The following is a 14,608-nucleotide window of genomic DNA, read 5'->3' as shown; positions in this document are numbered from 1 at the left end:
TTATCGGCAGACTGACGGGCCTTCGCCTGCATCTGGTTGACGATGTCGGAGATCTGCTCGGCGCCGGCAACGGCGACGTCAGTCACGCTCTTGGCACGGCTGAGCGACGACGAAACCGCCTTCAGGCCGCCCAGGTCGCCACGGAGGCCCTGTGCGATCGTGTAGGAAGCCGAGTCATCCTTGGTCGAGGACACCGACAGACCCGTGTTGATGCGGTTCTGGGTGGTGGACAGGTCCTTCTGGGTCGCGGTCAGGCTCTGGAGAGCCGCCATTGCGCCGACGTTGGTGTTAACCGAAAAAGCCATGGTAATTTCCTTCTGGTACTCGAGCCGCTTCTGCGACCCGGATCGGAAGCGCCGACCCGCGACCGAGCGTGAATGCCCCGCTCGACCATTGTGGGAAGAAAATCAGGATGGAGTGGATTCCTACGGAAATTCTAATGGTTAGCCGAACGTTTAAAGTCGTGAACGACTCCTAAAGGCAGGCTGCGCAATAGTCCTCAGGTGACGCCCCTCATCGGCAAAGGGCGTGCAAACCGGTGTGCGGCAGATGTGCTTAGGCGGGCTCCTAGAGGCCCACGGGCGTGAGGAGTTACGGAGCTACTGTAGAATAGCGACTTCGCTGCATGTGCGCGGAGGCTAACCCGGCAGCCGCCTCCGCGCCAGCGCGCGAACGGTCGCAGCGGGGTTGCCGCCCCCGAAAAAGCAGGGGGAAATCGGAGGCGGCACGGCCCTTTTAAAATCGCAAGCTTAACGGTCCTACCTTCTGCGCATCCGGTTTTCCCCTTGGTTTCTACCGGATCATCGACAGCAGCTGGAAGGTCGAAGCGGCAAGCATGAGCACCGCCAAGACGATCGCTTTGATGTCGAAGGCGGTCGGGCGTCGGACCTTCAGGGGCATTTCGTGAACTGGCCCTTCTTCGGGCCGCTGGCGATGTGGCATTTGCCCGCTTTGTTCTTCACGACGTCCCCAGCTGCAGCCGATGCGGCGGGCGGGCACTTCACGAACTTGCCTTTGGCATCCTTGCATGGCGCAGCTGCGAGCCCAGGCGTGGCGATAAGCGCGAGAGCAGCGGTTATGGTTGTGATCCGAAGCATGGGCAGTTCTCTCCGGAGCGAGTCGGGCAGGGGATCATGCTCTCTTGGTGCGGGCGCGCAAGCTCGGCGGGTCACCCGCTATCCATATCTCGGAGGCTCACCTTTGCTCGCGCTGGGTAGGAAAATATTTGGGGGCACTCTTGGGGGCACTCTACCGGCTCCCCTATCTCTGACTGACGTAAATCTGGGGATTTTTTGCCCCATCATGGTAGGCGGCGGACCCACCACCGCCTCTCCAAATCCCGCCTGATGCCGTCCAGCAAGCTTTTGCGGGTCGACGATGCGCAGCGCATGGTGGAAGGCGGCGCGGGATCGCGCCGCCCGCCCCCTTAGAAGGTCTTGTACACCACGTCGGGCGCCGGGCCGTTCAGCAACAGCGTCGCACCGACCAGGATGATCAGCATCGCGGTCGACAGCGCCGTGCGCCAGTAGCGCGAGGCAGGAACGGCGGCCGGGTCCACCTTGCGTGTCTCGATCGGCCCCTGCACCGCCCTGAGCAGGCTCAGCGCCGGCATCGCGACCAGCAGCACCAACGCCCAACCGCAGGCAACCGCCGGCCAGCCCGCCTGCTGGATGAACTGGCCCAGCTGTCCCCAGGTCGACCAGAACCACAGCAGCGTGAAGGCGAACCAGGTGAAGGTCAGCGCGCGGCACAGCACCCGATACCAGGGCTCGGCCGAGAGCTTCTTGTAGCCCTTGCGCGACAGCCGCTTGACCATCGCCACCTGGTAGAGCTTGTTCATCGCCACGCCGCCGCCCTGCAGCACGCCGAAGAACAGGAACATGCTGGTCTGGCCATGCCAGGCACCGACCAGGAAGAAGGTGACGAAATAGGCCGCGACCGCAAGATAGGGCTCGATCGCCGTCGAGGGGATGCGCCGCATCGCGGTCATCAGGAACGGCGTGTAGACATAGACCTTGAGCCAGTTGGACAGCGTGATGTGCCAGCGCGACCAGAAGGCGATGAAGTTTTCCGCGATGAACGGATGGTAGAAGTTCTCGGGCAGGCGGATGCGGAACAGCCGGGCGCAGCCGATCACGAAATCGGTATAGCCGGAGAAGTTCGCGTAGAGGAACAGCGGGTAGATCGCGCCGATCAGCGCGCAATAGACCACGCGCATCGAAAAGGCGTCGGCGACGGCCAGATCGGCGATGGCGGCCTGCTGCCACTTCATCAGCAGCGTCGAGACGATCGCGACCTTGAACATGCCGACGATGATGCGCTCCGCCGCCCAGCCCGCGGCGAACAGGTCCACCTTCTCGCCGTTCCGCTCCTGCTCGCGATAGTCCTGATAGAACTGGATCGGGCCGGAAACGAGTGCGGTGAAGTTGAGGGTGTAGTTGACATAATCGAGCGGCGAGATCCGCTCCTTGATCTGCCCCTGGCCTGTATCGATGATCAGGTGGAGCACCCGGAAGAAGACGTAGGACAGCCCGACCGTCGTGTAGAGGAACGGCAGGTTGATGGCCGCCGGGATGAACGTGTACCGCTTCAGCCAGAAGAACGCGAAGAGGATGAGCGCGATCAGCACCGGCAGGCGCCAGCGCGGGCCGTGCGTCACCAGCAGACGGGTACCCAGGAACCCGGTGAGCAGAAAGCCCGCATAGGGCAGCGCCTGCTGCCAGCCATGCACGAAGGTCGACAGGAAGATCAGGTTGATCAGCAGCAACAGCCCGCGCCGCAGGATGCCCGCCGGCAGCAGGTTGTACAGGATCGCGCCGAGGATCGCGAAGCCGAGAAAAGGGAAGGAGGGGACGTTCATCGCTTCATTCCTTCCCTGCGCCGGCGCTGCACTTGCCGTCGCGCAGCGAGGAGGCGAGCAGGCCGCGCATCATGCCGTCTGCGATCAGGCTGTTGGCCGCGCCGGTCGGATGGCTGTCGACGTTCATGTACAGCGATGCCGCATCCGCCCGCTTGCCGAAGCTGGAGGTCAGATCTTGGTAGAGGATCCCGTGGCGCGCGGCGATCGCGCCCAGCGCGCGGTCGATCGCATAGGGGTCGATCCCCGGATAGGTCTTGCCGAGCGACAGAATGTCGGCCTGGGCCTGGTGCGGGACGAAGGCGAGGATCAGTGGTACGCCTTGGGCGTGCACCTGTTGCGCGATATAGGCCAGGGCGTGATCGGCGAAGGTCAGCCGCCGCTGCCATTCGCCGTCGAACGGCGGGCGCAGGAAATTGGCGCGATCCCCGGAGGTCAGGAAACCGTTGAGATAGCTTTCCGGCTGGCGATACAGCGTGTGCTGGGCGAAGGTCGCGAAGCGGCTGACCTCGAGGGTGTCCTTGATCTTGCCCAGCAGCTCGCGCTTGGGCGCGACGGGCGCCGCCTCGGGCTGCCAGGCCAGATCGAAGTCGCCCGCCGGCAGCCGCTGCAGATCGAAGGGAGTCACGATCATCAGCACCGCGTCCGGCTTCAGCTGGAGCGCGGGCGGCACGGTGTGGGCGACCTGGTTGAGATTGTACACGCCGCCAAGATTCTGCACGTCGACCGGCCGGCCGCAGATCTTGGAAAGCGCGTCGGCCGTGCGATGCCACCAGGTCTGCGGCGTCGGGATGCGGTAGCCCCAGCTGGTCGAGGCGCCGATGACCGAGATCCGGATCGTCGACGCCGGTACCGGCGCGCACGAGGTCTCCGATCGATAGCCGCATTCGTTATAGTGGTAGGTGGTCCAGTCGCCCTCGGCGACCTTGGTGCGCGACGTGCAGTTCTTGCGCGGCAGCTTGCCGAAGAAGGTATCGTCCGCCAGGCAGCTGTCGCTGGGCTGCTCGGGCATCCACCAGCGCGCCGCGACCTCGCTGCCGATCACCATCGTCAGAGCCACCGCAAGGACGACCAGCGGCAGCAGATAGCGATCGCGTCTGGGAAGGCGCCGGGCAGGCGCCGTCATTGCGCCGCCTCCGCTTCGGCAAGCTGTGCGGCACGGTGCACCGTCATCGGCGCTTCCGGCACCTCGGTCGCGGTATCCAGCTCCCACACCGTCCGGCCGTCCGTCGCATCCGTCGCCACCTGGGTGAAGCCCAGCTCGGCGTAATGCTCGACGACGAGGGCGTTGCGATCGGTGGGGATGTAGACGCCGATCAGGCGCTTCTTGCCATGCCGGCGGGCGGCCTCGACCAGCTCGCGCAGTACCATCTGTTCCACCCGCCGCTTGAGCACCCGGCAGCTCATCAGCCAGGTATCGATCTCCCAGGCATCGTCGCCGTGCGGACGGCAGACGATCACCGAGATCATGCCATTGTCGCCGAACGCGTCGGTGAGGCGGACCTGCAGGGTGAAGACGTCGGGATCTTCCTCCAGCTCCGCCACATCGGCCTCGGTGTAGCGCCGCGTGGTGAGATTGAACTGGTTGGACTTGCTGATCAGCTGAGCGATCCGCTTCCGCCCCATCGCATCGAAGGGCGCGAAGAAGATCTCCATGTTGAGCGAGGCGAGGTAGGAATCGAGATCCCCCGCCGATGCCTGAAGCGCGACGCGCTTGGCATTGTCCTGGTAGAAATCGGCCCGCTTGCGATCCTCTTCGGAGAAGGCGATCGTCTCGAAATAGCCGGCCGCCATCAGCGTCCGCACATAGAGTGCGGGATCGGCCGGCAGCTCGGGAACCGCAACCTGCGGCAGCATCCGGCGGACCAGATCGCGCTCCATGGGATTGTCGTCGAGGAACACCATCGCGTCGAGGCCGAGCGAAAGCTCGTTCGCGATCGACTTGATGTTGGTCGCCTTGTCGCTCCAGTTCGCCTGGAAGACGGCGATATGATCTTCGCGCAGCAGCATCTCGGGATGCTCGCGGAAGGGGCCACGGGCGACCGAGTCGGTGTTCTTCGAGGATACCGCCAGCACCACACCGCGGGCGCGCAGCGCCAGCGCATTCGCCTGCACGGCCAGGAAGGCCTCGCCGACGGCGTCGCCCTGAGCGATGCGGATGCCCTCCAGTCCGTCGTCGCCAATCACCCCGCCCCAGACGGTGTTGTCGAGGTCGAGGATCAGCACGCGGCGCGACTTGCCCTTGATGGCGGCGACCAGCCGCGCGACATGGTCGGCATAGAAGGGCGCATAGGCGGCATCGAACGGCAGCTTTGCCAGGTTCCACTGCTGCGGCGAGTGCCAGTTGGCGAGGCCGACGAGCTCGGCGATCGACGCGACGTCCAGCAGCACGTCGTCGCTCGCCGCGGCGCTGCGCGCGAGCTCGGTATTGATCCGGTCGAGCGCGCCGCGCGGGGATGCATCGAGCACGCGGTCGATATGGCCGAACAGCGCTTCCGCCGGCGGGGCAAAGGTCTGCACGATCGAGATCGCGCCGCTATTCTGGCGGAAGCCCGCCCGCAGCTGTCCGATGAAGCCGAGCGCGTCGTTCACCGAATTTGGCGAACCCAGGCCGGGCAGGGCGCGGTAGTCGAGCGCGAGCAGCACGGCGTCGCACTTGGCGCTGTTGATGCCCGAATCCGGAGACATCGCCTCCTGCATGAGCTGGCCATACTCCGTCTGCACGACTTCGAGCGCGATGCCGTGCCGCGCGGCGCTCGCCACCAGCAGCGGCGCGAGCAGGTCCAGCGTGCCGTTGCCGATCAGGCCGAGGCGGAACGGCACCAGCGGCGACAGATCGGCACCGGCCGAGCGCAGATCGGCGATCGACTGGGCGAGCTGCGTCAGCTGGCTGTCACTCAGCTGGTGCGTCGCGAGAAAGCGCAGATCCTGCCCGATCGGGCCGGTCTTGTCGCTCAGGGCACGGCGCTGCTTGCGGAAGTCCTCCGGCGCACGCGGCAGCCATGACAAGTCCTTCAGAATATCTTCGCTCACGGCAAAAGCCCCTCAGAATAATCAGTCACTGACCGCAGCCGTGTACGGCGCGCGCGGAGCGATATTATGCGCCGCGCTTGGCCGCGATGCCGTTCGCAAGCTCGCCGATATTGGCGAAGGAACTGGCTTCCGCGGCCGAGAATTTCACGCCGAAACCCCGCTCGATAGCCAGGATGAAGCGGACATGCGCCAGGCTGTCCCACCCGTCGACATCGGCGGCGGAAAGCGTGGGCGACGCGACGATTTCGTCATCGTCGAACACGTCCTGCAAAATTTCTGTCAGCTTGTCGTAAATGTCTTGCAAAGCTATATTCCTCTGCTGAACTACCGAGCAGTGCCACGGATGAGGCGCCCAGAGCCAATTTAACCGTTTGTTAACGGGAAGGCTTTCGCGCCGTCAAGATGCCGGGCGCGTCGCTTCGGCACATATTTGCTGCAGTGCGGCGATTTAAATGGGATGGACGCTGGCGACGGGGTCCGGGCCGGCAATCTGCGTGCAGATGTAGCGATGATTGGGGCCTGTCCGCGACCCGACTGGCGCTGTGGTCGCCGCTGCTGGCCCGTCGAATCGCCAGCCCCGCGGATGAAGGAGATGCTGCGCGCCGATCCCCGACGCTGGCGGCGCTAGGCCGAAGCTGGGCGACGCATTGACAGAAGCTGGCTCTCGCGGTGCTGGCGAGATGGTACGTCTTGTATCTGTCGCGATAGGATTAGGCCGGCGCGGCTTGCCTTGGCGTAAGGCTTCCGCGCCGGCCCGCGCGGATCAGGCGGCGGGGTCGATCGCCGCCACGTCCTTCTTCTCGAAGTCCTTGCCATGCTTGTCGAAGTCGGCCTGGTCGACCAATTGCAGCGAGGCGCGTCCGGCCATGAAGCCCATCTTGATCGAGCAGCGCACATAGCGTTTCTCGCCGGGTTCGACGGTGACGTCGACGCTGCTGACCTTGTTCTCCAGCGTGTAGGTGCCCTTCGGCACCGACCATTCCGCATATTTGCCGCGGCCGAGCTCGACGACGACATTGCCCTTGTAGCGGATCGGGCAGGCGACCGCCGCGCCCACGATGCTCTCGGGACGGTAGAGAATGATCGTCCCGCGCTCTTGCGGCGGCGGCGGCGCGGCGTCCTGACCGACGGCGGAGAGCAAGGCGACAGCGAGATACGGCAATAGCATCGGTAGTGTTTCCCCTGTTGAGGACTAAACGGTGCGACAATTTCGTTTCGCCTGTCAATCGATCACCCGCGGTTTGTCAGGGCGTCGACGTTTCATCGCAGCGCACCATAAAGGCCTTGATACCATATATCATCCCCGATACATGCTCGCGTCACGCTCCCTTCAGAAAGTGGAATCCCGATGCGTCGCGTCCTTCTCCTGTCTTCCTCGCTCGTGCTGCTGCCGGTTCCGGCCTTCGCCGATCCCGACCACGCAACGCCGGCGCCTACCGAGACCGAGCAGGCGAAAGACCAGGCAGCACAGCAGCCGCCGGCGATCATCGTCACCGCGCCCTATCGGTTGAGCGAGACCGACGTACTCTCCGGCACCTCGGTCGTCACCGGCGAGGAACTCACCCGCAACCTGCGCCCCACCATTGGCGAGACGCTGGCGCGGCAACCGGGCGTATCGGCCAGTTCGTTCGGGCCCAACGCCTCGCGGCCGATTCTGCGCGGCTTCCAGGGCGAGCGTGTGCGCGTGCTGACCGACGGAATTGGCTCGATCGACGTGTCGAACACCTCGGCCGATCATGCGGTGATCATCGATCCGCTGCTCGCCGAGCGCGTCGAGGTGCTGCGCGGTCCCTCGGCGCTGCTGTTCGGCTCGTCGGCGATGGGCGGCGTGGTCAATGTGATCGACAGCCGCATTCCGCGCAGCGTGCCCGAGAAGGGTTATCGGCTGAGCGGCATCGGCACCTATGGCTCGGCCGCGGAGGAGCGTTCGGTCGGCGGGGCTGGGGATGTCGCGGTGGGCAGCCACCTCGTGCTGCATGCCGACGGTTCCTACGCCAAGACCAGCGACCTGAAGATCGGGGGGTATGCGCTCACCGCTGACAAGCGTCGCCAGGCGCTGGCGAGCGCGGCGCTGCCCGCTGATCCGAATGACCCCGAGCCGATCGATTTCGCCGCCAATGCCGCGGTGAAGAACCGCCTGCCCAATAGCGCCGCCAAGACCTGGACGGCGGGGGCGGGCGCGGCGATCATCACCGATACCGGCACGCTGGGCATCGCCTATAGCCATTATGACAGCCTGTACGGCGTGCCGATCCGTTTCGCCACGCAGCCCGGCGAGGGGCAGGAAGCACCGCGGCTGAGCGTCGTCCAGAACCGGCTCGATCTGCGCGCCGAAGCCGAGACCGGCGGCGGCTTCCTCCAGAAGGTGCGGCTGCGCGCGGGCTATGCCGCCTATCGCCATTTCGAGCTGGAGCCCGATGGCGGCGTCGGCACCGCCTTCTACAACAAGGGGCTGGAGGGGCGGCTCGAGCTGGTCCAGGCCGATCACGGCGCGTGGAAGGGTGCGAGCGGTGTGCAGTATTTCGCGCGCGACTTCGACGTGCAGGGCGACGAGGCCTTCCTGCCGAAGAACAAGACGCAGCAGACCGGCCTGTTCACGCTCCAGCAGCTCGACATGGGCGCGCTCAAGGCCGAGGCGGGGCTGCGCTATGAGTTCACCGATCTTTCCGCAAATCCCGTGCTCGACGACAAGCGCTTCTTCAACGGCAAGCGCAGCTTCCAGGCGCTGTCGGGGTCGGTCGGCGCGTCCTACGGCGTCACCCGCAACGTGCGGATCGGCTTGAACCTCTCGCACACCGAACGCGCGCCTTCCGCCGAGGAACTGTTCGCCAACGGCGCGCATGCCGGCACCGAGGCCTATGAGCTGGGCAGCCCCGATTTCCGGCTGGAGAAGAGCTGGGGGCTGGAAGCGACTCTGCACGCGCATGGCGACGGCTACAGCTTCGACGCTTCGGCTTATTACAACTGGTTCTCCAACTATATCAGCGACAACCAGGCCCCGCAGGCGGTCTGCCAGGCGGCGGCCGCGCCGAGCGGACGCACGGTCGACCTGCCCTGCTTCCAGTTCACCCAGCGCGACGCGCGCTATTACGGCTTCGAGGCGGAAGGTTCGGTGCGGCTGGCGCAGCTGGGCGACTATACCGTCAACCTCGATGCGCTCGGCGACTATGTCCATGCCAACATCGTCGACGAAGGGCCGGCACCGCGCATCCCGGCGCCGCGCGTGCTGGGCGGCATCGAGGCGCAGTCGGAGCGCATCACCGGCCGGGTAGAGGCGGAGCATGTCTTCGTGCAGAACCGCATCGCCGTGTTCGAGACGCGTACGGCGCCTTACACCATGGTCAACGCCACGCTCAACCTGAAGCCGTTCCCGACCATGCCGGGGACGACCCTCACGCTGTCCGCCAACAATCTGTTCGACGTCGAGGCGCGCCGCGCGAGCAGCTATCTGAAGGACTATGCGCCGCTCGCAGGCCGCGACCTGCGCGCGACGCTGCGCTTCAGCCTGTAGTCGAAGTCGTCGCGTCCATCAGATCCCCGATCGCGCCCGTCGGGCTCGCTTCGGGGATCGCCGCCATCGCCGCGCTGATCCGCGCCGGGTCGACGCTCGGCGACGGCTGGGTCAGCAGGTCGAACGCTTGGCCGCTGGGCAGCGCCTTGAACGCGGCGCCGTAGCGCGCGCGCAGCGCCTGCAGCTTGGCTTCCTGGTTGAGCATCGCCAGCGCCACCGCCTGGCGGAGCACGATCGCCTGGGCCGGCGGGGTCATCGCGCCGGGGGCGGGCAGGGTTGCCTCGTTCTCGGTGATGAACGATCCCCAGTTGCGCGTGCGCCAGTGGATTTCGCTGCGCACACCGCTGCCGCCGGGCACGCCGTCCAGCGCCGCCATCGCCGCATCCTCGCGGCCCAGCTTGTACAGCGCCACCGCCTCGATCCGCTTGCGATCAAAGCGCATCGCGTCCGAATAGCTCGCCTGTTCGGTGGCGTGGAGCGTGTCGAGCGCCTTCACCGGATCGCCGGAGAGGATGAACAGCGAGGCCACCTTCACGGAGAGCGGCCCCTGCGCCACGTCCTGGCGGCGCTGCATCAGCTGATACTGGAGCAGCTCGGCCGCGCGCGGATAGAGCCCGGCATCCTGCAGCCGCTCGGCGAGGCGCAGCGCAAGCACGTCGCCTTCGGCACCGGCGGGCCCTAGTTCCTTGTAATCCCAGTACAGGCCGGCGGCTTCGGGCAGCGGCGTGCCGCTGTCAGGGGCCAGCATCTCGGCCAGCCAAGTCTGGATCTGCTTGAGCATCGGGCCGGAATCGCCGTCCGGACGATAGAAGCGGAACAGCGTGGCGGCGCTGCGCAGCGCGGCACGGCGATTGTTGGTCTCGAGCGCCAGCTGATATTCGAGGCGGAGTGCGCCGGCCTCGATCTCGTCGCCGCGCCAGCCATAGCGCAGCGCTTCGAGGCGATTGACGCCCTCGGCCGGATCGATGCGGTGGAGCTTGAGGTCGCCTTCGATCTGCGCAAGCTTGGCTTCGGCCTGGATCTCGGGCGAACCGCTCAGCTCGGCACGCGACAGGCGGAACAGCCCTTCGGCAGGATCGCCCGAGACGAGCAGCGCCTTGCCGCGCAGCAGATTGGCCTGCGGGTCCTGGTCGCCGAACAGCTTGAGCCAAGCGATCGCCGGCTGGCCCTGGCCGATCGCGATCGCGCCGCGGGCGGCGGCGAGGGTGAAAGGCTTGCGCTCCTGCGGCGCGCGGCCGTTGATCGCGGGCACGGCGCAGTTGATCTGGCGGGCGGCGGCCTTGCCGTCGCCGGTCCCGGCCAGTGCGCGGACGCGCCAGGCACAGGCCTCCGCATTGCCTTCGAGCTCGGGGAGCGACAGCGCTTCGACGGCGTCGCGATAATGGCCGACCATCACCAGCGCGGCGCCGGTGGCGAGCTGGAACGGGGCGACGAGCGCGAGATCCTCGTCGTCGGATTCCATCGTCTCCAGCACGCCCAGCGCCTCCGCGCCCATGCCGCGGCGGATCAGCGAGCCGACATAGTGCCAGCGTGCGAGCTGACGGGTTTCGGGCTTGGCCTGGATGATCTCCTCCCACGCCGCTTCCTCGCTCAGCGTGGGCCAGTCGCGGCTGTCGGTGACGATCGGCATCTGCGCGAGGGTGGCGGCGAAGGGCGGCAGCATCGGGCGGCCTGCGGCAGGCGCTGCGGGGGCAGCGGCGTTTGCGGCGGGCGCGGCGGGGGCCGCATCATGCTCGGTCGGCGCCGGGGCGGGATCGCCGGGCGGCGCGGCGGCGGTGCTGGCGAGCAATGCGACGATCAGCAAACGGCGCATCAATGGGCTCCGGCCATGAGGTAGGTGACGACGGCGCCACCGATGATGCAGGCGATGATGAAGATCATGGCGGGCACGATCGGCAGGCCGTCCGCGGCGACCTTTGCCTCGTCGGCCTGGCCGTTCTGCATCTCGCTGGTGTCGACGGCGTTGCCGCGGCTGGCAGCGTCGGCGACGACGCGCATCCGGGCGGGGCGTTGATCGTGGCTCATTTGTAATCCGTTAAGTGCTTGTCCCTTATTTATAGGACGTGCGTGGCCGCAGCGGCGGCGGCACCCATGCGATTAACAGGAGAAATTTGGTGCGCGGCAAGCAGACGCTGGCGATGCTCGGACTGGTGGCGATCGCGGTTTCGCCGCTGCCGGCGGGGCGTGCATTTGCCTCGGGCGGCGGCGGCGAAGGCGAGGGGCTGCATCTGGTGAAGATGGAGCCGATCGCGGTGCCGATCGTCGATTCGGATCGTGTCGCCGGCACGCTCAATTTCCAGCTGGTGCTCGAGGTGCACGATGCCGCTACCGCCGAAAAGCTCACCGCGGCGATGCCCAATCTGCGCATGGCGGCGATTGCCGGCGGAGTGGAATTCGCGCGACTCGATGCCTCGGCGCTGCGCGCGGTGAACGTCGCCGATCTCGACAAGACGCTGACCGGCGCACTCAAGACCGTCGCGCCGGAGCTCGACCGGGTGCTGATCGTCGAGGTGGGCGCCTCGCAGAATTGATCCCGCGGGGCGGACGCTCCTACCATCTGCTGCATTCACAAAAACGCCGTAGGTCCGGTTCGCGCCGGACCTACGGCGTTTTTGCGTTAGAAGGATTAGCGCCTCAGCCCGGCTTGCGCGCCGGTCCGGTCGGACCCGCAACGGCTGGGCCAGCCTGGGCCGCGGCCGGCGCCGCAACCGGCTTCGCAGCGCTCTTGCGCGCCAACGCCATGCTGAGCGACGCCGCACCCTTGGGCGACATCGAAGCGAGGATCGCCGCGGTGGAGGCAGGGCGCATGCGCTGCGCCACCTTCATCTGCACTTCCATGTCGAGCTGCTCGAACACCGCCGCCGCCTTGGCAGGCTTCATCGCCTGGTAGATGCGGGCGAGCTCGTCGAACTGGGCTTCGGCGGGCAAGGGCGTTCCGGGTGCTCCCGGCGCGCCTGTGGCCGCGTCCTTCTGCTGCGCCTCGACGCTCGCCGCCAGCCGCTGCTCGGCGGCCTTGGCGGCCTGCTCGCGCAGGTCGAGCGCGCGCTGGCGCTTGGCGGCATCCTGATCGCGCGCGCTAAGGTCGCGTTCGATCGAGTTGCCGAGCCGGGTCTTGCTGGTGCCGTCCTGATCGCCGGTGGCGATGCTGGCGGCATTGGCCACGGCGGCGATGGCGGAGGCTGCCGCCATCAGCAGCAGCAGGGAGGGGCGCGCCATCATGCGGCCTCACGCGTGGCGGGCGTCTCGTCGGCCGAAACGTCGGCTTCCGCGTCCTGGGCCGCGGCTTCCTCGCCGGCGACGCGCAGTGCGTTGGCCAGGCTGACCGCCGAGACGATGCGCTCGCAGGCGCTGTCGGCGATGCCGATCATGTCCGAAAGCTCGTCGCGAAGGTCGCGGGCCTGCTCCACCAGCCGCGCATGGCGCGCGCAATCGGTGCCCAGCGTCTGCTTCATGTCGGAAAGCACGGCGCGGGCCTGCACTGTCGCATGGTCGAGCGCCTTCACCACATCGGTGAGGGCCCCGTCCTTCACGGCACGCAGGCTGCGCATCATGCGCATGCTCTGCACGAGCACGGCCACGCACAGGATGATCGTCAGCACATTGGCGAAAAGCGCGATACTCATGTTACTTCTTCCTCGTGCGGGAAACGTCGTTGACCAGGCGCACGGCGACGCGGCCGCTGCGCTGGCCGATCTGGGCCTGGGCGAGCTTGATGTCGCCGCAGGCCATGTCGAGCGCGTCGTCGGGGCTCTTGTCGAACGCGATGGTCTGGCCGACCTGCAGCTCTTCCAGGTCGGAGAGCGGCAGCGCCTTCTCGCCGAGCAGCACGTTGACGGTGACGTTGGTCTTGCGGATCTCGGAGGCCATGTGCGCCTCCCAGATGCTGTCGCGGCCGCTCTTTTCGCCCATGAAGCGCTGGAGCAGCTTGTGGCGCACCGGCTCCAGCGTGGCGTACGGGAACACCAGCGTGAGGCAGCCGCCGCGGCCGTCCATGTCCACCCGGAACGTCGCGATCGCGCAGATGTTCGAGGTGGCGGCGATCGCGGCGAAGCGCGGGTTGGTCTCGATGCGCTCGAGCTTCATGTTCACCGGCTCGATCGGCTCGAACGCGTCGGCGAAGTCGCGCAGCGCGGTCTCTAGCACGCGCGAGACCAGCGATGTCTCGATCGGCGTGAAGCCGCGCCCGTCGATCACCGCCGGCGTGTTGCTGCCGCGGCCGCCGAGCAGCGCGTCGACCACCGAATAGATGAGGCCGGACTCCACGGTGATCAGGCCGTAGCTTTCCCACTCCGCGATCTTGAACACGCCCACCATCGCCGGAAGCAGCACGCGGTTCATGAACTCGCCGAAGCGGGCCGAGGTCACTTCCTCCAGGCTCACGTCGATCGCGTCCGAGGTCATGTTGCGCATCGAGCTGGCGAAGCTGCGGACCACGCGGTCGCACACCACTTCCAGCATCGGCAGCCGTTCGTGGCTGATGACCTTCGATTCCAGAACGGCGCGCAGGCCCTTCTTTTTCAGAACCGGTTCGCTGCCACCGAACAGGGCGTCGATGTCGGCCTGGCCGAAATTGCCGATATCGTCGCCGAACGGAGCCGCGGGCGGATCGGGAAGGTCGAAATCGTCTAGATCGATCATTGCTGGATCAGGTCCTGAATGAGAACTTCCTTGACCATGCCGGCGCCGAGCACCCGGGTGGCGCGCACCATCAGCTCTTCCTTCAGCCGGAACACCGCCGCCGAACCGCCCAGATCCTCTGGCCGCAGCTCACGCAGGAAGGGCTGATAGGCATCGAGCACCACCGGCAGCTTGTCCTTGAGCGCCTCGGCGGTGGTCTTGGTGCCGGGCACCAGCATCAGGTGCAGCTTGAGGAAGCGGGGGGAGCCGTCCGGCGAGCGCAGGTTCACCGAGACGGTGGGCACGTCGACGAACTTGCTCTTGCCTGCGCCTTCCTTGCCGCCGTCGCCTTCGCTGGCACTGCCGTCGCCTTCGTTCGCTGCGGCTTCCTCGCCATGCGCCTCGGTCTTGGCTGCGCTCTTGCCGCCCATGAAGAAGGCGGCGCCGCCGCCGCCCAGCGTCAGCGCAGCCACGGTGGCGGCACCGATGATGATCAGCTTCTTCTTCTTGTTGGGCGCCGGGGCCTCCTGCGCGCTCTTATCCTCGACGATCTCGGCCGACATAATAACCCTGGACCTTCCGATTTATCG

At 66.5% G+C, this 14,608-nt stretch carries 15 protein-coding genes; 2 read left to right on the top strand and 13 right to left on the bottom strand.

Going from position 1 to position 14,608, the window contains the following annotated elements; translation table 11 throughout:
- From BM009_RS16395 to BM009_RS16370, 7 genes are all read right to left on the bottom strand, one after another.
- The coding region (locus BM009_RS16395; RefSeq protein ID WP_368085933.1) for a flagellin at positions 1–305 on the bottom strand (305 nt) is incomplete at its 3' end.
- A gap of 487 nt (positions 306–792) precedes the next feature.
- Entirely contained in the window at positions 793–942 is a 150-nt protein-coding gene (locus BM009_RS22690) for a hypothetical protein (RefSeq protein ID WP_175488078.1), read from the bottom strand.
- A gap of 484 nt (positions 943–1,426) precedes the next feature.
- Positions 1,427–2,860 (bottom strand): MBOAT family O-acyltransferase, encoded by a 1,434-nt coding sequence (locus tag BM009_RS16390; RefSeq protein WP_093297806.1) that lies wholly within the window; start codon positions 2,858–2,860, stop codon positions 1,427–1,429.
- Positions 2,861–2,864: 4 nt separating this feature from the next.
- A complete protein-coding gene (locus BM009_RS16385; protein WP_093297804.1) occupies positions 2,865–3,983 on the bottom strand; it encodes a hypothetical protein in 1,119 nt (372 codons plus the stop codon).
- Positions 3,980–5,890, bottom strand: coding sequence for an HAD-IIIC family phosphatase (locus tag BM009_RS16380; RefSeq protein ID WP_217644212.1), 1,911 nt, complete (start codon positions 5,888–5,890; stop codon positions 3,980–3,982). The genes BM009_RS16385 and BM009_RS16380 overlap by 4 nt, the downstream gene beginning before the upstream one ends.
- A gap of 64 nt (positions 5,891–5,954) precedes the next feature.
- Entirely contained in the window at positions 5,955–6,194 is a 240-nt protein-coding gene (locus BM009_RS16375; protein ID WP_217644211.1) for an acyl carrier protein, read from the bottom strand.
- 459 nt (positions 6,195–6,653) lie between these two features.
- The gene (locus tag BM009_RS16370; protein ID WP_139216659.1) at positions 6,654–7,058 is read right to left on the bottom strand and encodes a DUF2846 domain-containing protein; all 405 of its coding nucleotides are present in this window, start codon (positions 7,056–7,058) and stop codon (positions 6,654–6,656) included.
- Positions 7,059–7,238: 180 nt separating this feature from the next.
- Between BM009_RS16370 and BM009_RS16365 the strand changes: the two genes are divergently transcribed.
- Positions 7,239–9,401, top strand: a complete 2,163-nt coding sequence (locus tag BM009_RS16365) for a TonB-dependent receptor (RefSeq protein ID WP_093297800.1) — start codon at positions 7,239–7,241, stop codon at positions 9,399–9,401.
- On the opposite strand, the gene BM009_RS16360 is transcribed toward BM009_RS16365, so the two are convergent.
- On the bottom strand, positions 9,391–11,214 hold the full coding sequence (locus tag BM009_RS16360; protein ID WP_093297799.1) for a hypothetical protein: 1,824 nt from the start codon (positions 11,212–11,214) through the stop codon (positions 9,391–9,393). The genes BM009_RS16365 and BM009_RS16360 overlap by 11 nt on opposite strands.
- The gene (locus BM009_RS16355; RefSeq protein WP_254772317.1) at positions 11,214–11,426 is read right to left on the bottom strand and encodes a hypothetical protein; all 213 of its coding nucleotides are present in this window, start codon (positions 11,424–11,426) and stop codon (positions 11,214–11,216) included. The genes BM009_RS16360 and BM009_RS16355 overlap by 1 nt, the downstream gene beginning before the upstream one ends.
- An 89-nt stretch (positions 11,427–11,515) precedes the next feature.
- Here BM009_RS16355 and BM009_RS16350 point away from each other — a divergent pair, with 89 nt between their 5' ends.
- Positions 11,516–11,932 carry a hypothetical protein gene (locus tag BM009_RS16350; RefSeq protein ID WP_093297855.1) on the top strand — a complete coding sequence of 139 codons (417 nt, stop codon included), beginning with the start codon at positions 11,516–11,518 and terminating at the stop codon, positions 11,930–11,932.
- A gap of 103 nt (positions 11,933–12,035) precedes the next feature.
- Here the strand turns inward: BM009_RS16350 and BM009_RS16345 are convergent, their stop codons facing one another.
- Genes BM009_RS16345 through BM009_RS16330 form a run of 4 tightly spaced genes read right to left on the bottom strand, consistent with a single transcriptional unit; the run spans position 12,036 to position 14,581 of the window.
- On the bottom strand, positions 12,036–12,617 hold the full coding sequence (locus tag BM009_RS16345) for a MotE family protein (protein ID WP_093297853.1): 582 nt from the start codon (positions 12,615–12,617) through the stop codon (positions 12,036–12,038).
- The gene (locus tag BM009_RS16340) at positions 12,617–13,024 is read right to left on the bottom strand and encodes a DUF6468 domain-containing protein (protein ID WP_093297796.1); all 408 of its coding nucleotides are present in this window, start codon (positions 13,022–13,024) and stop codon (positions 12,617–12,619) included. The genes BM009_RS16345 and BM009_RS16340 overlap by 1 nt, the downstream gene beginning before the upstream one ends.
- Position 13,025: 1 nt before the next feature.
- The gene (gene fliM, locus BM009_RS16335; protein WP_093297794.1) at positions 13,026–14,039 is read right to left on the bottom strand and encodes a flagellar motor switch protein FliM; all 1,014 of its coding nucleotides are present in this window, start codon (positions 14,037–14,039) and stop codon (positions 13,026–13,028) included.
- A complete protein-coding gene (locus BM009_RS16330; RefSeq protein WP_093297793.1) occupies positions 14,036–14,581 on the bottom strand; it encodes a flagellar basal body-associated FliL family protein in 546 nt (181 codons plus the stop codon). Before BM009_RS16330 ends, fliM begins: the two co-directional genes overlap by 4 nt.
- Between the last annotated feature and the right edge of the window lie 27 nt (positions 14,582–14,608).

The organism is Sphingomonas sp. NFR04 (assembly GCF_900114095.1).
Taxonomy (GTDB): domain Bacteria; phylum Pseudomonadota; class Alphaproteobacteria; order Sphingomonadales; family Sphingomonadaceae; genus Sphingomonas.
The sequence above is the reverse complement of the archived record's forward strand: the minus strand, read 5'-3'. Positions and strand labels throughout refer to the sequence as shown.